An 18187-nucleotide genomic window follows, 5' to 3' on the forward strand; every position below is an offset into this window, starting at 1 on the left:
GCAGGGTTGTCAAGGCGGGAAAGCGTGCCTTGACAACCCTGGTCGGCGACTAAAGATCGGCTGTGGATCGGGGGCGGGGGAGGTCTGGTTGGGGTGGTCGGTGGCGTTGCGTTGCCGGGTCGCTATTGACGAACCGTCTAATCGCTGGACAGCTCGTATAAGATGGGTCCATGCTCGATCTCGAAGCCATCAGGAGCGCCGCCAAGCGGATCGACGGTGTCGCTCATCGGACTCCTGTCCTGACGTCCTCCACCCTCGACCGGCGCACCGGCACCACCGCGTTCCTCAAGGCCGAGAACTTCCAGCGCATCGGCGCCTTCAAGTTCCGCGGCGCCTACCACGCGATCTCCCACCTGACGCCCGAGCAGCTCGGCAAGGGCGTGGCGGCCTACTCGTCCGGCAATCACGCCCAGGCGGTCGCCCTCGCGGCCAAACTGGCCGGCAGCAAGGCCGTCATCCTGATGCCCGAGGACACCCCGTCGTCCAAGATGGACGCCACCCGCGGCTACGGCGCCGAGGTCCTGACCTACGACCGCTACACCGGCGACCGCGTCGCGATGGGCAACCAGCTCGCCGAGGAGCGGGGCCTGACCCTCATCCCGCCCTACGAGCACCCGCACATCATGGCTGGTCAGGGCACCGCCGCGCTGGAACTCCTCGACGAGACCGGCGAGCTGGACACCCTCATCGCCCCGATCGGCGGCGGCGGGCTGATGGCCGGCAGCGCCACCGCGGCCAAGGGCCTGCACCCCGGCATCCGGGTGGTCGGCGTCGAGCCCGAGCAGGCCGACGACACCCGCCAGTCCCTCCAGCGGGGCGAACGCGTCCGGATCCCCGTCGCGCGCACCATCGCCGACGGGCTCGCCGCCGACACCCCCGGCGAGCTGACCTTCTCCGTCAACCAGCGCCTGGTCGACGACATCGTCCTGGTCAGCGACGACGAGATCCGCGAGGCGATGCGGTTCGCGTTCGAGCGGCTCAAGATCGTGCTCGAACCCAGCGGCGCCACCTCCCTCGCCGGGCTGCTCAAGGGCGGCTTCACCGGCCGGGTCGGCGTCATCCTCTCCGGCGGCAACATCGGCGTCGAGCGCTTCCGCGAACTCCTCGGCTGAACGAGACAGCCGGGTGCCGCCCCCGACGGACGGCACCCGGCCCGCTCACGGCGTCGCCAGCGCCTCCGTCGGCGACAGCCGCGACGCGCGGATCGCCGGGTACAACCCCGCGATCCCGCCGATCACCAGCGTCGCAGCGGCGCCGCCGGCCACCGCCCACAGCGGCACCACCACCGGCCACGACTGGTAGACCGCGTAGCCCACCGTCACCAGGCTCCCCAGCACCGCGCCGCCGAGCCCGCCCAGCGCGGACAACAACAGCGACTCCGCCAGGAACTGGGTGCGGATCTGCCCGCGCGTCGCACCCAGCGAGCGCCGCAGGCCGATCTCCGCGCGCCGCTCCAGCACCGAGATCACCATCGTGTTCGCCACCCCGACCCCGCCGACCAGCAACGCCACCGCGCCCAGCCCAAGCAGCAGCCCGGTGAACGCCTCGCCCGCCGCCTGCTGCGCGGCGAGCGCGTCGGACGGCCGCGACACCTCCACCTCGTTCGGCGCGGCCGGGTTCGCGGTAGCGCCGAGCACCGACTGCACCGCCGGGACCTGGGCGTCCTGCGACCGCGTGTAGATCGTGGTGGGCAGCCCGTCGAACCGCAGCTCGCTCGCCGCCACCTCCCAGCCGACCAGCGCGGCCGAGTCCAGCTCGGGCGCCAGCGGGGCCGGTTCGAGGATCCCGACGACGGTGAACCAGCGCCCGCCGACGAGCACCTGCACGTCCGGCCCGGCGCGCGAGATGCCCAGCCGCTCGGCCGCGGACGAACCGAGCACGACCGCCGGATAACCGCTCGTGGCTTCGTTGAGCCAGGTTCCGCTGCGCACCCGCGCACCGGTCGTCGCCGGGAGGTCCAGCCGGGCCGCGTAGGCGGCGAGCCCGTTGGTCTGCGCCTCGGGGATCTTGTCCGTCCGGTAGACCTTCGCCTCACCGAGCCGCGCGATCGCCGACACCGACTCGACCGGCCCGATCCGCGCGACCATCGCCTCCGCCGTCTCCGGCAGCTGCGCCTCCTCACCGGTCAGCGTGGTGCCCGGTGACACGGTGAGCAGGTTGGTGCCGAGCGCCGCCAGCGTCCGGTCCAGCTCGGCCCGCGACGACGACGAGATCCCGACCACCGCGACCATCGCCGCGATGCCGATCGCGATCCCCAGCGCGGACAGGAACGCACGCGTCGGACGTGTCCGCAGGCCGACCGCGCCGACCTTGACGACGTCCCGCGGCCACATCCGGGCCGGCGACAACGCGGTGGTCATCGCGTCACCTCCTCGACGACCCGGCCGTCCCGCATCCGCACCTGCCGCGGCAGCGACGCCGCGATGTCCCGGTCGTGCGTGATGATCACGACCGTCGTGCCGGAGGAGTTCAGCTCCCGCATCAACGTCATCACCCCGGCACCGGACGCCGAGTCGAGCGCGCCGGTCGGCTCGTCGGCCAGCAGCAGCGGCGGGTCACCCGCGACGGCCCGCGCGATCGCGACCCGCTGCCGTTCCCCGCCGGACAGCTCGTGCGGCTCGTGGTCCATCCGGTGCCCGAGCCCGACCCGCTCCAGCGCGGCCGCCGCCCGGCGCCGCCGCTCCCCCGCGCGCAGGCCCGTGTAGAGCAGGCCGTCGGCGACGTTCTCCAGCGCCGAGGTGCCCGCGGCGAGGTGGAACTGCTGGAACACGAACCCGATCCGCCGCGCCCGCAACGCGGACAGCTTCGCGTCGGACAGCGCCGCGACGTCGTGGCCGTCGATGTGCACGCTGCCCGAGGTGGGCCGGTCGAGCGTGCCGAGCACGTTGAGCATCGTCGACTTGCCCGAGCCGGACGGCCCCACGATCGCGACCAGCTCCCCCGGCTCGATCCGCAACGACACCCCGGCCAGCGCGGTCACGCCCGAATAGCGCTTGGTCACGTCGGTCAGCGAGATCATTTCGGCATCCCGACGACCATGCCCTCGGCGATCCCGTCGCCGGAGATCTCGACCTTGCCCTCGGCGAACAACCCGGTCTTCACCGGCACGTACCGCGTGGTGGCGCCGTCCACGACCTCGACGCCGAACCCGCCTTCGGCCAACGCGACGAGCGCGGCGACCGGCACGGTGAGCACGTTCTCGCGCTTCTCGGCGGTGAAGGTGACGTCGACGGACGCGAGGGCGTAGCTCGCCACGGCCTGCTGGTCGTCGAACGCGATCTCGACCTCGACCTTGGTCTGCGCCTCCTCCTGCCCGCTCGCCGGCTGGATCACGGTGCTGACGTCGGTGATCTTCCCGGCCAGCTTCCGGTCGTCGGGCAGCGTGACCTGCACGGCGGCGCCCTCCTGGGCCAGCCGCTGGTCCGACGGGTCCAGCTCGACGGTGACCGCCTTCGCCGTGCCGGTGTAGGACAGCACCTTCTGCCCCGGCGACGCGGGCTGCCCGGCGCTCGCGTCGACGGTCTCGACCCGGATCTCGGCCGGCGTGAACACGACCCGCCCCAGCTCCACGACCCCGGTCTCGTCGAGGCCGAGGTCCTCCTGCCACTCCCGGACGGCGTCCGCGGTGGCCGAGCTGTACTCGTCGTCGATCGTGAACCCGGTGTAGCCCAGTGCGCTGAGGTTCTCCTCCAGCTGCCGCACGTCGGCGCCCTCGGTGCCCTCGGCGAGCGCCCGGTAGGCAGGCATCGCGCCGTACATCAACGTCACCGGCTTGTCGTCGACGCGGAAGACGGGCTGGCCGCGGCTGATCACGGCGCCGCTGTCCGGCACCGAGGTGAGGGTGCCCGGCAGGCGGTTGGCCAGTGTGGACGAGGCGCCGTAGCCGAGTTCGCCGTCCTCGGTCTGGGTGTCGTCGAGCGTCTGCCGCTGGACCTTCGCCGTGCTCGGCGGCAGCTCCACCGCGGCGGGCGCGGCGCCGTCGTCGCCGCGCGCGAGGACGACGTACCCACCGCCCGCGACGGCCACCACCAGCACGAAGACGACTGCGTACAGCCGCCCGCGTCCGCGAGTTCTCGCGTCGGTCATCCGCGCGCCCCCGCGAGCACTTCCTGGCACTTCTGCGACGCCTGCTCGAAGTCCGGGTCCTGCGACATGCTGCCGTCGATGCGGATGCCCTTCTGGCCGGGCTCGGGGTCGGGGAAGGCTTCGACGCCGTTCTCCCGCATGCAGACCGCGAAGTCACGCGCGGCCTGCTCCATCTTCGGGTCGGACTTGGCGGCGCCGTTCTCCTGCGGGTTGTACTGGCGGCAGGCCTCCTGCGCCTTGTCGACGGTCTCCTTGGGCACCGACCCGTCGAGCTTGAGCGTGATCCGGCCGTCCACCGGATCCTCCATCGGGACGCCGTTCTCCCGCATGCACTGCGCGTACTTCAGCCCCATGTCCCCGTTGCCCATGGTCGGTGTGCTGCCCGCGGTGGTGCTCGCGGCGCCACCCGCGGAAGCCACCCCGCTGCCGCCGTCGCCGTCGGAACCGCACCCGGCGAGTGCCAGTGCGAGGGCCACGGGAACCGCGGCCAGGATCTTGCGCATCAGGATCTCCTTCGCATTCGAGGACGAACGGAGGGGAATGAAACGGGGCGCGGCATTTCCCGGGCGTTTCCGACATCGCTAACGCCGAGGAAACACCGCGCCGGTCACGCTGGACCGGTGCGGGTTCTGGTGGTGGAGGACGAGCCGATGCTCGCCGAGGCGATCGCGGAGTGGCTGCGTGAGGACGCGCACGCGGTGGACGTCGCGCACGACGGCGGCGGCGCGCTGGACCGGCTGGCGGTCAACGACTACGACGTCGTGGTCCTGGACCGGGACCTGCCCGGGGTGCACGGCGACGACGTGTGCCGCGAGCTGGTGTCCTCGTCGTCCCCGACGCGCGTGCTGATGCTGACCGCCGCAGCGGAGGTCACCGACCGGGTCGCCGGGCTGACCATCGGCGCCGACGACTACCTCGCGAAACCGTTCGCGTTCCCGGAACTGGCCGCGCGGATCCTGTCGCTGGGCCGCCGCGCCCGCCCGGCCGCGCCGCCGGTGCTCAGCCGCGCCGGGATCACGCTCGACCCGGCCCGCCACGAGGTCTTCCGCGACGGCCGGTACGTCCCGCTGTCCAAAAAGGAGTTCGCCGTGCTGGCCGAGCTGCTGCGCGCCGACGGCGCGACCGTGTCCGCGGAGTTCCTGCTGGAGAAGGCGTGGGACGAGAACGCGGACCCGTTCACCGGCGCGGTCCGGCTCACGATCCTCAAGCTGCGCCGCAAACTCGGCGACCCGCCGGTGGTCGAGACCGTGACCGGCGTCGGGTACCGGATCCCGTGAGGCGGCCGCGGCGGATCACCCTGCGCGCCCGGCTCACCCTGATCTACGGCGGGCTGTTCCTGGCCGGCGGCGTGGTGCTGCTCGGGGTCACCTACGCGTTGTTCAACTCCCAGGTGGGGCGCGGCACGATCAAACTGCTCACCCGCGTCGGCCCGGTGCCCGGGACGGACACGGTGATCACGACCAACGACCTGAACGACCTGCTCATCGGCTCCGAAGCCGAGCGCGTCGCACGGGAGCAGGCCGCTCTGCTGCGCGAAGCCGCGTCGCACTCCCTGCTGGTGCAGGGCACGATCGCGCTGGTCGTGGTCGGCGCGCTGGCGATCGGCTTCGGCTGGCTGGTCGCGGGCCGGGTGCTGGCGCCGCTGCACGGCGTCACCGGCTCGGCGCGCCGGATCGCGGCGTCGGCCGATCCGCGCCAGCACCGGCGGATCACGCTGCGCGGCCCGGACGACGAGGTCAAGGACTTGGCCGAGGCGTTCAACACGATGGTCGAGCGACTGGACCGCTCGTTCGACGGCCAGCGGCGGTTCGTCGCCAACGCCTCGCACGAGCTGCGCACCCCGCTGACGCTGAACCGGTCGCTGGTCGAGGTCGCGATGCACCGCCGGTCGGCGTCGCCGGACGTCAAGGAGCTGGGCGAGAAGCTGCTGCAGATCAACTCGCGGCACGAACGGCTCATCAGCGGGCTGCTGGTGCTGGCGAAGTCGGAGAACGTCGTGGAGCGGTTCCCGCTCGACCTCGCCAACGTCGTCACGCACGTCGTCGCGCAGACCGCCGACCAGGCGAAAGCCGCGGACGTGACGGTGACCGACGCGCCCGCGGAAGCCCCCACGCTCGGCGACGCGCTGCTGCTCGAACGGCTGGTGCACAACCTCGTGGAGAACGGCATCCGGCACAACGAGCCGGGCGGCTGGGTCCACGTCGGCACGCACACCCGTGGCGAGGTGGTCGAGATCGAGGTGAGCAACACCGGGCCGGTGGTGGCCGACGCGGAGATCCCGGCGCTGTTCGAACCGTTCCGCCGCCGCGCCGCGCCGCGGCTGGACTCGGCCAAGGGCGCCGGGCTCGGGCTGTCGATCGTGCGCTCGGTGGCGAGCGCGCACGACGGCGAAGTGACCGCCCGGCCGCGGGACGGCGGCGGGCTCGTGGTCACCGTGCGGCTGCCCGCGAGGCTGCCCGGTCAGGACCTGACGAGCTTCGGGATGTCGCGCAGGCCGGCGTCCGGCAGGTAGGCGCGGGCGATCGCGACGCCGATGCGCGGCAGGTCGGCCTCGTCGCGGTAGATCAGGTACATGGGCGCGTACCGGGGGCGGAACTTCGCCTTGAACGCGTGCAGCGAGCGGAAGCCGTAGTACGGCTCGAGCGCCGCGCCGAGCTTGTCCAGCAGCGCGTCGAGGATCCGCGTGTCCCCCTCGGTTCCGGCGCGGGCGAGCGGCGCGCCGGACAGCGACAGGTAGCGGGCGCCCTCGTCGCGGAAGGCCTGGCAGGCGGAGGCGATCAGGAACTCCACGACGTGCTTGAACCCGTCCGAGCGGCGGCGCATCACGTCCAGCGTCCAGCCCTCGATCTCGCGGTCCCCGGCGTAGACCGGGATCCACGAGGTGACGCCGTGCACGCGCCCGTCGTCGTCGACCGCGAGCCCGACCCGCACGTGCCGGTCCAGCGCCTCGTCCACCCCGCCGAGCGTGAAACCCATCTCCGGCAGGCCCTTGTCACCGACCCACTCCTCGGAGATCGCCCGCACCTGCTGCAGCACCGCGCGCGGCTCGTCGGCGAGGTGGACCAGGCGGAACGTGATGCCCTCCTTGACTGCGCGGTTGAGCGCGCTGCGGGCCGGCTGCCACTGCTTGCCCTTGAACTCCAGGCCGGGCAGGTCGATCAGGGTGTCCTCGGCGACCTGCAGGTACCGCCAGCCCAGCCGCTCGGCGCCGCGGACCGACGGTTCGGTCGCGGAGAACAGGCACGGCACGAGCCCGGCGCGGTCGCAGTTCTCGGCGAACTCGGCGACCGCGCCGTCCCCGTCGGAGCGCGGGCAGATCGGGTCACCGAGCGCGACGGCCACCCCGGCGTGCTTGCGGTAGGCCACGTAACCGGTGTCGTGCGCGATCGGGAAGTAGCGGTTCTCCGGCCAGGTGGTCATCCAGGACAGGGTGCCGCCGCCGTTGCGCTGGACGAGTTCGATGGCGTGCTGCCGGTCGCCGTCGGCCGTGCGCGGCCGCCACGGGACGCGGAAGGCGTGCCGCCCGGCGACGAGCAGCACCAGGTAGCCGAGCCAGAAGACGCTGTCGGTGACCACCAGCGGGACGTCGTCGACCGCTTCGACGGCGTCGAGGACCGTGGCGACCAGCAGCGCGACCCCGGCCAGCGCGGTGAGCAGGATGTCGAGCCCGGCGATGACGACCACGGCCCACCACGCGACCCGGCGGCCGTGGCTGAGCCCGCGCATCACGAGGAGGGCCAGCACGATCACGACGACGACCTCGACGGCGGACGAGTCGTCGGTGCCGGTGGGTCCGAGTGGACCGGTCGTGGGGAAGAACCACGTGACGATCCGGACGGCGGCCACGACCAGCAGCCCGGACGCGGCGAGCAGCCGCCATTCGCGACGGCTGGGCTGTCCGGTATTCCGGACGCGGTTCGGCCCGGCGATCCGCGGCGACAGCGGCAGGGTGATCGCGACGGCGAGGAAGTGCTCGACGTCGGCCAGGGTGCCGCTGTAGAGCAGGGCGATCCCGGCGTAGCCGACCAGCAGGATCCGCAGGCGCAGGCGCCAGGGTGCGCGAAGGGTCGCGGTGGCTGCGGTGATGGCGGCGAAGGCGCCGGCGGACGGTCCGACGTCGCGGACCGCGGCGACGGCCGCCGCCCACGACGAGACGTCCCGGAGAGCGAGGAGAATCCCGGCTGCGCCCAGAATCGCGACGAGGTGTCCAGTCACGAAGGTGCCGATGGTGCGTCTCGTGCCGAGCCGGAGTTCGGCGAAGCCGGTGAACAACGCGAAGCTGAGGAAGACCGGCAGGTAGTAGAGCGGGGTGAGCGCGAAGAACGGCCCGGTGAGGGGCGTCCACCAGCGGCCGGCCTCGAAGGCGGGCAGGCCGAACGCGACGTCGGGGAACCAGGCGCGGTCCTCGACCGGGGACCAGAGGCTCCCGGTGGCGACGGCGGTGACCAGGAGTGCCGCGAGGAAGGCGAGCGTGAAGGGGAGGCGGCGGAGTGGTGTCATGTCCGGCCCTCCGTGGGGGCTCCGGCCAGCAGGTCCTTGACGCCGTCCCAGCGGTTGCGGCGGAAGCGGGTTTCGGCTCGGGCGAGGCGTGCCGCGTCGTAGCGGGCGCGGGCCCACGGCGAGCCCGGACGGGCGAGCCGCACGGCGGCGACGACCGCGACGAACGGCACCACGATCCCGATCAGCCCGGAGGCGATCTTGCCCTTGAAGATGGCGATGCCGGCGAGCACGAGGTGGGCGAGAACGGTGACGGCGAACGCCACGCGCCCTTCGTCGGCCGTGTCCTCGAACGGGCGCGCCCCGAGGACGAGCAAGGCGCCGATGACGGCCGCGACGAGCACCGCGTCGACGGATTTGCGTCCCTCGCGGGCCCAGTAGACGTCGTCCAGGTGCAGCCAGAGGGCGAACTCGTCGAGCGTGAGGGCCGCACCGGCGCCGAAGACGACGGCGAGGACCTCCGCCCACGGCGACCCCGGCCGGTACACGAACTCGCCGGCGCCGCTGAGGAGCATGAGGAAGATGCCGTAGACGTGGTGGTGGACGTGCACGTCCCCGACGCTGGTGTCGCGGAAGGGCCCCCGCCCGGCGCGGATCATCCGCACGACCACGCGGGTGACCACAAAGGTCACGACAAACGCGGCGACCACCCACAGCACGAGGCCGGTGGAGGCGCCGGCGAACAACTCGACGGTCACGGCCGCCACCCCTTCCCCATGGCGCTCCGAAGTCCCAGCCTGCGGCCGCGCGGAGGAGCCAACTAGGGCCGAAAGACCTACCGGGCTGGCGGCTGGGGAGGGCAGTTCCCAACGCGCGAAGAGGCCCGCGAGGGACCGAACCGGCTGCGCCGCCGCGCCGGGGAGCGGGCGGGCGCCGCCATCGCAACCACCCGCTCCGCCCCGCAGCGTCACCCCACTCCCCTTGCAAACCGCCCCCACTCCGCGGCCACCACCGCGCCCCCTCAGCCTCACCCCACTCGACCAACCCGGCTCCACTCCGCAACCACCGCTCCCATCCATCACCCCCACCCCGCTCCCCACCGCGCACATCCGCAAGCCCGCCCCACCTCACTCCGCTCGGCAAAACGCGCCCGCTCCGCGGTCGCCGCCGCGCCCTCAGTCCCGCCCACTCCGCAGCCACCACTCCGCAGCCACGCGCCACCCCGCACCCTCAACCCACCCCACCAACCGCCCGCAGCCACCACTCCCACCCCCTACCCCACTCCACGCCCACCGACCCCACGCGCCAGCACCGCCCCCACCCCGGTCACCACCACCGCCGACACCAGCCCCCACCGCAGCCCGCCCCAGGTGGCGATCGCTCCGATCACCACCGGCTCCACCAGGAATCCCGCGTAGCCGCACGCCGCCACCGCCGCGACCGCCCGCCCCGGCGCCGCCGGCTCCGCCCGCCCCGCCGCGCTCCACGCCACCGGCACGATCCCCGCGACCCCCACCCCGACCACCGCGAACCCGAGCACCCCCACCACCGGCACCGGCGCCACGAGCACGACCGCGAACCCACCCACCGCCACCACCGAAGCCAGCCTCAGGAACACCACCGCCCCGATCCGCCCCACCACGCGGTCCGTCCCCAGCCGCACGACGATCATCGTGACCGAGAACGCGAAGTACCCCAGCGAAGCGACCGCGGGCCCGGCCGCCGTCACCTCGCTCAGGTACACCGCGCCCCAGCTGTTCACCGCCCCTTCGGCGACGAACCCGCAGAACGCGATCACCCCCAGCGGCACCAGCGCCCGCCCCGGCCACACGAAAGCCGGCCCGCCCTGACCGCGGTCCGGCCCGCGGAGGAACCCGCCGAGCACCGCCGTCAGCGCGACCGCCAGCAGCACCCCGCCCGCCACCGGGAAATGCACCGCAACCGGCAGGTGCCAAGCCTCCGCCAGCGCGTCGGCACCGGAACCGGCCAGCCCGCCGATGTTCCAGAACGCGTGGAACCCGGCGAAGATCGGCCGCCCGTACCCGTCCTCCACGCGCGCCGCGTGGGCGTTCATCGCCACGTCGAGCGTGCTGTTGCCGACGCCGAGCACCACCAGCGCCGCGACGAAGGCAAGCACCCCCGGCGCGACCGCGACGAGCGGCAGCCCGCCGCACAACACGACCGCCCCCACGACCGCCGCCGCCCGGCTGCCGATCCGCGTGATCACCGCGCCCGCCAGCAGCAACGCGACGACCGATCCGGCCGCCAGCCCGAACAACCCCGCGGCGAGCTGTCCCGTCGTGAGTCCCAGCCGGTCCTGCACCGCGGGCACTCGCGCGAGCCACGTCCCGAACGCCGCCCCGCACGCCGCGAACACGACGGACACCGCGCGCCGGGCACGGACCAGCTCCTCCGTCATGATCAGGACGCTACCGCTCCGGAGATTTACTTTTACGCTCCCCGCCGAGAAGCGGAATTGTTTTCCTCGTTTACCGGGAATCGCTCCGGGTAGTCGCGCGGCACCGAGTGTGGAGGAGGAGGAATGACCCAGCAGACCAGCAGTTCGACCCCGCAGGCCGTGCGTGAACAAGCCGCGGATTCGGGCAGTCAGGTGACCGGAACCGCCGCCGAGCAAGCAAGGGAGGTGGCATCCGAGGCGCAGCGGCAGGCGCGGAACCTGAAGGACCAGGGCGTCGATCAATTGCGCGAGCAAGCCCGCACCGGCCAGCAGAAAGCGGCCGGAAATCTGAACTCGATCGCCGATCAGCTGGACCGGATGTCGGAGCAGTCGGATTCCGGAATGGCGCAGGACCTCGTCCGCGAGGTTTCCCAGCGGGCGAAGAAGGTGGCGTCGTGGCTCGATTCGCGGGAGCCGGGCGACCTCGTCGACGAGCTGCGGAACTTCGCGCGGCGCAAGCCCGGCCTGTTCCTCGCCGGCGCGGCGGCCGCGGGACTGCTCGCCGGCCGGCTGACCAGGGGCGTCGCCGCGAGCATGAGTGAGCAGAGCAGCGGTGGCGCGCCGCAACCGCGCGCCTCGACGGAAGCGACCGGCACGCCGGCCGAAACGGCCGCGTACCCACCGACCACCGCTTATCCCACAGAGAGCGCCTACCCCGCCGGAACTCCCATGCCGGAGACGCAGGGCGGCTACGGCGGGCAGCACCGGTTGGAGCCGTCATGACCTATTCGCAACCGCCCGGGCAGCGGCCGGACGTCGCCGACGCGTCGGTCGGCCAGCTGATGAGCAACATCTCGCAGGACCTGTCGACGTTGATGCGGCAGGAGCTGGAGCTCGCGAAGGCCGAGGTGAAGGCCGAGGCCAAGCAGGCGGGCAAGGGCGCGGGCATGCTCGGCGGCGCCGGGTTCGGCGGTTACATGGTGGCGCTGTTCCTGTCGATCGCGCTGTGGTGGGCGCTGGCCAACGTGATGGACCAGGGCTGGGCGGCGCTCATCGTCGCCGGCGTGTGGGCCGTGATCGCGGCCGTGCTGTACGCCATGGGCCGCAACCGGATGCGCCGCGTTGATCCGGTGCCCGAGCGGACCGTCGACAGCCTCAAGCAGATGCCCGACCAGATGAGGAGGACAACGTGACCACGGACCCCGACCGCCTTCGCCAGGAGATCGAGGGCACGCAACGGAATCTCGGCAGCGACGTGGACGCGCTCGCCGAAAAGGTCAATCCCAGCCGGATCGTGCACCGCCGGGTGCACCGCGCGCGGGGCCTCGCGCAGAACCTCAAGGAGCGGGTCATGGGAAGCGCATCCAGCGGCGTGCAGTCGGTCACCGACCGGGCGCACCAGGCGGCGGACAACGCGTCGTCCGCGGCTTCGACCGTCGCCGAACAGGTCCAGGAAGCGCCGCAGACCGTGCGGCGTCAGACCGAAGGTAATCCGCTGGCCGCGGGCCTGATCGCGTTCGGGGCCGGGTGGCTGGTGTCGTCGCTGATCCCGGCGAGCAGGCCGGAGCGGGAACTGGCCGGCCAGGTCAAGGAATCGGCGCAGGGCATGGCGGGTCAGATGGGCTCGGTGGCGCAGGACATGAAGGAGAACCTGCGCGAGCCGGCGCAGGAAGCGGTCCAGTCGGTGCGGTCGACCGCGACGGACGCCGCGTCGACCGTCGCGGACGAGACCAAGTCCGCGGCGCAGGACGTCAAGCAGACGGCGCAGAACCGGTAGACCGGCGTGATCGGTGCCTGGTGGGCGGGGCCACCAGGCACCGCGCTGTCCAGGGCTGTGCGGGCCTACCGCCGCTCCAGCTCGGCCAGGAACCATGCCGCCCGGCCCACCGCCACTACAGCTCCGCCAGGCACCGCGCCCGCCCGGGCTCACGCCGCGCCAACTCCGCCAGACATCATGCCCTGGCCGGGCCCACGCCGCGCCAACTCCACCGGTCATCATGCCGCCCGGGACCTACCGCGACTACAGCTCCGCCAGGAACCATGCCGCCCGGGTCCGGCCGCGCCAAGTCCACCAGACACCCTGCCGCCCAAGGCCTACCGTCGCCCCAGCTCCACCACGCACGTGCTGCCCGGCGTCCACCGCCACTCCAACGCCACCAAACGCGAGCCGCCCAGGGCCTACCGCCGCCCCAGCTCCACCACGCACCGTGCCGCCCGGTGCTAACCGCCACTCCACGCGCCAGACACCGTGCCGCCCGGCGCCCACCGCCACTCCAACGCCACCAAACGCGAGCCGCCCAGGGCCTACCGCCGCTCCAGCTCCGCCAGGAACCTGTCCACCGTCCCCCGCCGCTGCGCCTCGTCCGCCAGCGGTTCGCCGACGATCCGCTCCGCCAGCTCCACCGCGAGCCGCCTCAGCTCGGGCCGCATCTCGGCCACGACGCGGCCCCGCTGCTCGGTCAGGTCCGCCTCGCCTTGCGCGATCAGCCGCCGGGCCTCGTCCTGCGCCTCCGCCCGGAGTTCCGCACGCAGCCGCTCGCCTTCCGCGCGGGCCTCCTCCCGGATCCGCGCCGCCTCGGCACGCGCGTCGGCGAGCTGGGCCCGGTAGCGGTCGAGCGCCTCGGCCGCCGCCTTCTGCGCCTGCTCGGCCTTCTCGATGCCGCCCTCGATCTTCTCCGCCCGCGCCGCGAACAACGCCTCGAAGCGCGGCACCGCGAACTTCGCAAGGAGGAACAGCAGGACGAGGAACGCGACCAGGCCGAGCGCCAATTCGAAGATGTCCGGCGCGACCGGCAGGTCCGAGTCGAGAATGCCCATCTCCACCCCCAGTGTTGATGACTGGCCTCCACGCTAACCGAAGAACGGGCCCGGTGGAATTCCGCCGGGCCCGTTCCCCGTTTACTTGTTGGCGCCTGGGGTGAGCACGCTGTCGATGACGAACACGGTCGCGTTCTCGGTCGGGATGTTGCCGCACAGCACCTTGGCGCCGTTGACGGTCATGTTCCCGCCGGAACCCTCGATCTTCACCGGGCCGCCTGCGGTGTTGAGCGTCTGCACGCTGCCCGCGGCTTCCAGCCCGGAAGCGTCGTAGCGCTGCGGAACGACGTGGTACTGCAGGATCGGCGCCAACTGGCTCGGGTTCTGGGCCAGCTCGGTGAACTTGGCCTCGCCCAGCGCGTCGAAGGCGGGGTCGGCCGGGGCGAACACGGTGATGGCTTCCTGGCTGTTCAGCGTGTCGACCAGGTTGGTGGCCTGGACAGCGGCGACCAGCTTGGTGAGCAGCGGGTTCGTACTCGCGGCGGTGGCGACCGGCTGCGGGCCCATCGAGTCCAGGCTGCCTGGCGCGTTGCCCTGTGGCAGCTGGCCGCACGCGGGGCCGAACACGTCGGCATTGGTGGTGACGCCGTTGCTGCTGGACATCGGGGCGGGCATCGCGCTCGACGGCGCCATGGACGCGCCTGCCGCGCTGGAAGCGCTTTCGCTGTCCGTGCCGCAGGCCGCCAGCGAGAACATTGCCGCGACGGCGAAACCGGCTCCGGCGATGCGAACAGTCTTCACGAGAATCACTCCATTCGGGGTTTCCTGCTTGTGCACGGGATTCGTGGCCGGTTCCGCGCCGGATTGGGTTCAGTTGGCAGTAAATGAAATTCCATGCCAGCCCGTCGCGCCGTCGGGCACGGTGCCCGCGCGGTCCTGGGTCTGGGTGTAACCGGAGCGGTCGGTGGCGCGGCAGGTGACCTGGTGGAATCCTGGGGATACCGGCAGATCCGCGTACCACATGCGCCACGTGTCGGGGTTGACCTCTGTGGACAGTCGCGCGTCCTGCCAGGCGCCGTTGTCCAGCCGCACCTCGACCCGGTCGACGCCGGTGTGCTGAGCCCACGCGATCCCGGCGACGCGCACCGTCCCGGCCGGCACGGTCGCGAAGCCCTTGGGAAAGTCGATGCGGGACTGCGTTTTGATCGGCGCCTGTTCGGCCCAGCCGCGCCGCAGCCAGTACGCCTGGCGGGCCTGCCAGGTGGTGACTTCGAGGTCGACGACCCATTTGGTGGCGGAGACGTAGCCGTAGAGGCCGGGGATGACGAGGCGGGCCGGGAAGCCGTGTTCCAACGGCAGTGGCTCGCCGTTCATCCCGAGCGCGAGCATGGCACCGTGGGTGCGGTCGGCCGCGGCGGTGACGGGCGTGCCGGAGGTCCAGCCGTCGACGCTGGTGGCGAAGAGCTGCTCGGCACCCGGCTGGATGCCGGCTTCGTCTAGCAGGTCGGCGAGGTCGATGCCGGTGAAGTTCGCGGTGGAGGTGTAGGGGCCGCCGACCTCGTTGGAGACGCAGGTCATGGTGATGGTGCGCTCGACGAGCGGGCGGTCGCGGATGTCGGCGTAGGTGTAGCGCTGTTCGGCGCGGACCAGGCCGTGGAGGCGCAACGACCAGTCCTCGGCGCGCAGTTGCGGGACGGTGAGCGCGGTGTCGACGCGGTAGAAGTCGCGGTTGGGGGTGAGGAAGGGCGGTGTGCCGAAGCGCGCGAAGTCGGCGTCGAGCGGGATGGCCGGCGCGGTGCGGGTGGGCACGAGCGGCCCAACCGCGGCCCGGGAGCTCGCCGCGTCGCGGGTGCGGCCCAGCAGTTGTCCCCCGACCCCCGCGAGGACCGCCCCGCCCGCGACGAGCAGAAACGACCGCCGCGACGCGTCGTGGCCCGCACTGCGGTGCAGCAGCCGGAACACCCCGACGCCGACGACGAGGCTGACCAGGGGCGCGGCGAGCGCTGCCGTGTTCAGATCGGGCCGTGCGGCCACCGCGGCGACGCCGACGAGCCCGAACAGCACGATGACGAGGCCCCCCGGCCAAATCGACCGCCGCGACGCGACCCCAGCCCCAGCGGCGACCACCAGGAGGACGATGCCCATCCCCACGAGCAGGACCAGCTTGTCATACGTACCGAATGTACGTACCGCAAAGTCCTTGAGAGGCAACGGAGTCAGGTCGATCGCGGTGTTCCCGACCGCGAGGTACGGCGACGCGTTGCCGTTGACGAGCCCAGCGACGAGATGCCCAGCCGCGAGGGCTGCAACCAGCGCGAGCACGCCACAGAGCGCCGCGCGCACGAGGGACAACCGCTCGGGCCGGGTGTTCGTGGTCGCAGTAGCCATACCCCCGATTCGCAGCCACCGGGGACGGGTATTGGTGGGTTCTGCGGGCTCGATGCCGCGCTACCAATCGGTGACGGCACCGATAGGCGCCGACGCGCGCCACACGCCTCCCCGTCCACGTGCAGTGCCGGACGCACGAAAACACCCCCGCGTCCTGTTCTCGCAGGTCACGGGGGTGTTTGCCCTGTGTGGCGGGTAGAGGATTCGAACCTCTGAAGGCAGTGCCGTCTGATTTACAGTCAGATCCCTTTGGCCGCTCGGGCAACCCGCCATGACCGGGCGTCCCGGTCGGGGACTAGCTTACCAACCCTCCGGCGGGCCTCCGACGGGGGTGGGGGCGGCGCTATGGTGTGGTCAGCCGACAAGCGAAACGACGAGGTAGGACACGTGGCGGATCCGTCATTCGACGTGGTGAGCAAGGTCGACCGGCAGGAGGTCGACAACGCCCTGAACCAGGCGGCCAAGGAGCTTTCCACCCGCTTCGACTTCCGCGGCGTCAACGCCAAGGTCTCCTGGGCCGGCGAGGAAGCCGTGACGATCGAGGCCGACACCGAGGAGCGCGTGAAGGCCGCGGTCGAGGTGTTCAAGGAGAAGCTGATCAAGCGGGGCATCTCGCTGAAGGCGTTCGAGGCCGACGAGCCCGCGGTGTCCGGCAAGACCTACAAGGTGAACGGCAAGATCCTCCAGGGCATCGCCTCCGACAAGGCCAAGCAGATCGCCAAGGTGATCCGCGACGAGGGCCCCAAGGGCGTCCAGGCGCAGATCCAGGGCGACCAGCTCCGCGTCTCCGGCAAGAAGAAGGACCACCTGCAGGACGTGATCGCCATGCTGAAGGACAAGGACTTCGGCATCGCGCTGCAGTTCACCAACTACCGCTGACCCTCAGGCCAGCAACAGCGCGACATCCCACGGGGCCGGGTTGCCTGCGTAGCTCGCCAGCGCCAGCGCCACGCCGGCGGCGCCCTGCAACAACCCGGGCTCGTCCGCCCACCCGCCGGTGTGCAGGCGGTGCCGGAAACCGAACGGCGCCGACGGGTCGAACGCGGCCAGGACCCGGTCGGCGATCCGGTCGGCCGGGACCCCCATCCGCACGCTGACCTGCAGCAACCCGGCGTCCCCGTGGCACACGGTCGGGCCCTCCGCCGGGCCCGGCCTGCGCATCGCGGCCACCGCCAGCCCGGTCGCGCCCGCATCGCCCAGCTCGGTGGCCGCCAGGTGCAGCGCGTGCGCCACCCCGGCCGTGCCGTAACACCACGCCGACCGCGACGCCGGCACCGCCGAGACCCGCACCTGCGCGTCGAACCCCACCCGCGACGGCCAGCCCACCCCGGACTCGTCCGTCCACGACCACCGCAACAACCAGTCGACGACCACCCGCATCGCGTCGGTCATCCCGGCCACCCGGAGGCCGTGCCGGTGGGCCAGTGACAACAGCGCGAGTGGACCACTGATGCCGTGCGCCAGGCCGGCGTCGAAGTCGCCCCGCGGGTAGCGCTCGCGGTCCGCGTCCACCGCGTACCGCTCCGGCGCGCACCACCACCCGGGCACCTCGTGACCGTCCACCAGCACCGGCCGCGTCAACGCGACCAGGCGCGCCAGCACGGCCTCCAGCGCGGTCAGGCACCGGTCGCCGCCGAGCGCGAGCAACAACCGTCCCTTGCCGGCGAGCCCGGTGATCACGTCGTAGTCCGCGGCGGCCGGCCGGTCGCGCTGCGGCCAGGACTCGCACACCTCCGCGAGCGCCGCGCCGGCCTTGCGCAGCAGCCCGTCGTACCCGCCGCGGTGCACGGCCCGGTGCACCAGGACCGCGGGCACGACCGCCTCCGGCGCGACCTCGCCCGACGCGGCCAGGTGAGCATGAGCGACCGCCGCCCGCGCAGGGTCCCAGGCGGACAGTGCGGCGTGCAGAACCGCGAGGCCGGGGTGGCCGTCGAGCAGGCCAGGGCCGCGATCACGCACCGAGCGCAGGCGATCGCCCACCTCCAGCGCGATCTCCTGGGCCCTCGCGCGCCGCGTGACGACAGCTGTGCTCACCGGTCCTCCTCGGAAGTTGTGCGATGGTGACGGTTGATCCCCTGGGACCGCGCCCGCCGGATCGCAACAGCAGTGCTCACCGCTCCT

Annotated in this window: 18 protein-coding genes and 1 tRNA gene; 7 read left to right on the top strand and 12 right to left on the bottom strand. The window is 72.3% G+C overall.

Translation table 11 applies throughout. From position 1 onward, the window contains the following. Positions 1-170: 170 nt before the first annotated feature. Positions 171-1112, top strand: coding sequence for a pyridoxal-phosphate dependent enzyme (locus ABZ193_RS28035; RefSeq protein WP_354712081.1), 942 nt, complete (start codon positions 171-173; stop codon positions 1110-1112). A gap of 45 nt (positions 1113-1157) precedes the next feature. Here ABZ193_RS28035 and ABZ193_RS28040 read toward each other — a convergent pair whose 3' ends face one another. Genes ABZ193_RS28040 through ABZ193_RS28055 form a run of 4 tightly spaced genes read right to left on the bottom strand, consistent with a single transcriptional unit; the run spans position 1158 to position 4589 of the window. Continuing rightward, on the bottom strand, positions 1158-2360 hold the full coding sequence (locus ABZ193_RS28040; protein WP_020417502.1) for an ABC transporter permease: 1203 nt from the start codon (positions 2358-2360) through the stop codon (positions 1158-1160). After that, positions 2357-3019 (bottom strand): ABC transporter ATP-binding protein, encoded by a 663-nt coding sequence (locus ABZ193_RS28045; RefSeq protein WP_354712082.1) that lies wholly within the window; start codon positions 3017-3019, stop codon positions 2357-2359. The genes ABZ193_RS28040 and ABZ193_RS28045 overlap by 4 nt, the downstream gene beginning before the upstream one ends. Beyond that, entirely contained in the window at positions 3016-4086 is a 1071-nt protein-coding gene (locus tag ABZ193_RS28050; RefSeq protein ID WP_354712083.1) for a peptidoglycan-binding domain-containing protein, read from the bottom strand. Before ABZ193_RS28050 ends, ABZ193_RS28045 begins: the two co-directional genes overlap by 4 nt. After that, positions 4083-4589 carry a hypothetical protein gene (locus ABZ193_RS28055; RefSeq protein WP_354712084.1) on the bottom strand — a complete coding sequence of 169 codons (507 nt, stop codon included), beginning with the start codon at positions 4587-4589 and terminating at the stop codon, positions 4083-4085. The genes ABZ193_RS28050 and ABZ193_RS28055 overlap by 4 nt, the downstream gene beginning before the upstream one ends. A gap of 117 nt (positions 4590-4706) precedes the next feature. On the opposite strand from ABZ193_RS28055, the gene ABZ193_RS28060 reads away from it, so the two are divergent. Beyond that, positions 4707-5363 (top strand): response regulator, encoded by a 657-nt coding sequence (locus ABZ193_RS28060; RefSeq protein ID WP_020417498.1) that lies wholly within the window; start codon positions 4707-4709, stop codon positions 5361-5363. Then, positions 5360-6598, top strand: coding sequence for a HAMP domain-containing sensor histidine kinase (locus tag ABZ193_RS28065; RefSeq protein WP_354712086.1), 1239 nt, complete (start codon positions 5360-5362; stop codon positions 6596-6598). The genes ABZ193_RS28060 and ABZ193_RS28065 overlap by 4 nt, the downstream gene beginning before the upstream one ends. Here ABZ193_RS28065 and ABZ193_RS28070 read toward each other — a convergent pair. The 3 genes from ABZ193_RS28070 to ABZ193_RS28080 form a co-directional block, all read right to left on the bottom strand. After that, entirely contained in the window at positions 6547-8586 is a 2040-nt protein-coding gene (locus ABZ193_RS28070) for a DUF2156 domain-containing protein (protein WP_354712087.1), read from the bottom strand. The two genes, ABZ193_RS28065 and ABZ193_RS28070, sit on opposite strands and share 52 nt — an antisense overlap. Then, on the bottom strand, positions 8583-9281 hold the full coding sequence (locus ABZ193_RS28075) for a hypothetical protein (RefSeq protein ID WP_354712088.1): 699 nt from the start codon (positions 9279-9281) through the stop codon (positions 8583-8585). Before ABZ193_RS28075 ends, ABZ193_RS28070 begins: the two co-directional genes overlap by 4 nt. A gap of 515 nt (positions 9282-9796) precedes the next feature. Beyond that, complete coding sequence (locus tag ABZ193_RS28080; RefSeq protein WP_354712090.1) at positions 9797-10942, bottom strand: MFS transporter; 1146 nt, start codon at positions 10940-10942, stop codon at positions 9797-9799. 123 nt (positions 10943-11065) lie between these two features. Between ABZ193_RS28080 and ABZ193_RS28085 the strand changes: the two genes are divergently transcribed. Genes ABZ193_RS28085 through ABZ193_RS28095 form a run of 3 tightly spaced genes read left to right on the top strand, consistent with a single transcriptional unit; the run spans position 11066 to position 12698 of the window. Beyond that, complete coding sequence (locus ABZ193_RS28085; RefSeq protein ID WP_354712092.1) at positions 11066-11704, top strand: hypothetical protein; 639 nt, start codon at positions 11066-11068, stop codon at positions 11702-11704. After that, entirely contained in the window at positions 11701-12114 is a 414-nt protein-coding gene (locus ABZ193_RS28090) for a phage holin family protein (RefSeq protein ID WP_020417492.1), read from the top strand. Before ABZ193_RS28085 ends, ABZ193_RS28090 begins: the two co-directional genes overlap by 4 nt. Further along, entirely contained in the window at positions 12111-12698 is a 588-nt protein-coding gene (locus ABZ193_RS28095; RefSeq protein ID WP_354712094.1) for a DUF3618 domain-containing protein, read from the top strand. Before ABZ193_RS28090 ends, ABZ193_RS28095 begins: the two co-directional genes overlap by 4 nt. Before the next feature lie 527 nt (positions 12699-13225). On the opposite strand, the gene ABZ193_RS28100 is transcribed toward ABZ193_RS28095, so the two are convergent. From ABZ193_RS28100 to ABZ193_RS28115, 4 genes are all read right to left on the bottom strand, one after another. Continuing rightward, positions 13226-13738 (bottom strand): F0F1 ATP synthase subunit B, encoded by a 513-nt coding sequence (locus ABZ193_RS28100; RefSeq protein ID WP_020417490.1) that lies wholly within the window; start codon positions 13736-13738, stop codon positions 13226-13228. A gap of 81 nt (positions 13739-13819) precedes the next feature. After that, a complete protein-coding gene (locus tag ABZ193_RS28105) occupies positions 13820-14479 on the bottom strand; it encodes a fasciclin domain-containing protein (protein ID WP_354712096.1) in 660 nt (219 codons plus the stop codon). A 69-nt stretch (positions 14480-14548) separates the two neighbouring features. Beyond that, the gene (locus tag ABZ193_RS28110) at positions 14549-16066 is read right to left on the bottom strand and encodes a molybdopterin-dependent oxidoreductase (protein ID WP_354712098.1); all 1518 of its coding nucleotides are present in this window, start codon (positions 16064-16066) and stop codon (positions 14549-14551) included. Positions 16067-16255: 189 nt separating this feature from the next. Continuing rightward, a tRNA-Tyr gene (locus ABZ193_RS28115) sits at positions 16256-16337 on the bottom strand. 116 nt (positions 16338-16453) lie between these two features. On the opposite strand from ABZ193_RS28115, the gene ABZ193_RS28120 reads away from it, so the two are divergent. After that, on the top strand, positions 16454-16945 hold the full coding sequence (locus ABZ193_RS28120) for a YajQ family cyclic di-GMP-binding protein (protein WP_017986513.1): 492 nt from the start codon (positions 16454-16456) through the stop codon (positions 16943-16945). A gap of 3 nt (positions 16946-16948) precedes the next feature. On the opposite strand, the gene ABZ193_RS28125 is transcribed toward ABZ193_RS28120, so the two are convergent. Further along, a complete protein-coding gene (locus ABZ193_RS28125; protein WP_354712100.1) occupies positions 16949-18100 on the bottom strand; it encodes a lanthionine synthetase C family protein in 1152 nt (383 codons plus the stop codon). Positions 18101-18187 lie beyond the last annotated feature (87 nt).

The organism is Amycolatopsis sp. NPDC006125, from assembly GCF_040614195.1.
Lineage (GTDB): Bacteria > Actinomycetota > Actinomycetes > Mycobacteriales > Pseudonocardiaceae > Amycolatopsis_E > Amycolatopsis_E tucumanensis.

Bases quoted from the DNA above. Each gene is read 5' to 3' on its own strand.
- ABZ193_RS28035 (WP_354712081.1), top strand. From the start codon at position 171: ATGCTCGATCTCGAAGCCATCAGGAGCGCCGCCAAGCGGATCGACGGT.
- ABZ193_RS28040 (WP_020417502.1), bottom strand. From the start codon at position 2,360: ATGACCACCGCGTTGTCGCCGGCCCGGATGTGGCCGCGGGACGTCGTC.
- ABZ193_RS28045 (WP_354712082.1), bottom strand. From the start codon at position 3,019: ATGATCTCGCTGACCGACGTGACCAAGCGCTATTCGGGCGTGACCGCG.
- ABZ193_RS28050 (WP_354712083.1), bottom strand. From the start codon at position 4,086: ATGACCGACGCGAGAACTCGCGGACGCGGGCGGCTGTACGCAGTCGTC.
- ABZ193_RS28055 (WP_354712084.1), bottom strand. From the start codon at position 4,589: ATGCGCAAGATCCTGGCCGCGGTTCCCGTGGCCCTCGCACTGGCACTC.
- ABZ193_RS28070 (WP_354712087.1), bottom strand. From the start codon at position 8,586: ATGACACCACTCCGCCGCCTCCCCTTCACGCTCGCCTTCCTCGCGGCA.
- ABZ193_RS28080 (WP_354712090.1), bottom strand. From the start codon at position 10,942: ATGACGGAGGAGCTGGTCCGTGCCCGGCGCGCGGTGTCCGTCGTGTTC.
- ABZ193_RS28085 (WP_354712092.1), top strand. From the start codon at position 11,066: ATGACCCAGCAGACCAGCAGTTCGACCCCGCAGGCCGTGCGTGAACAA.
- ABZ193_RS28090 (WP_020417492.1), top strand. From the start codon at position 11,701: ATGACCTATTCGCAACCGCCCGGGCAGCGGCCGGACGTCGCCGACGCG.
- ABZ193_RS28100 (WP_020417490.1), bottom strand. From the start codon at position 13,738: ATGGGCATTCTCGACTCGGACCTGCCGGTCGCGCCGGACATCTTCGAA.
- ABZ193_RS28110 (WP_354712098.1), bottom strand. From the start codon at position 16,066: ATGGCTACTGCGACCACGAACACCCGGCCCGAGCGGTTGTCCCTCGTG.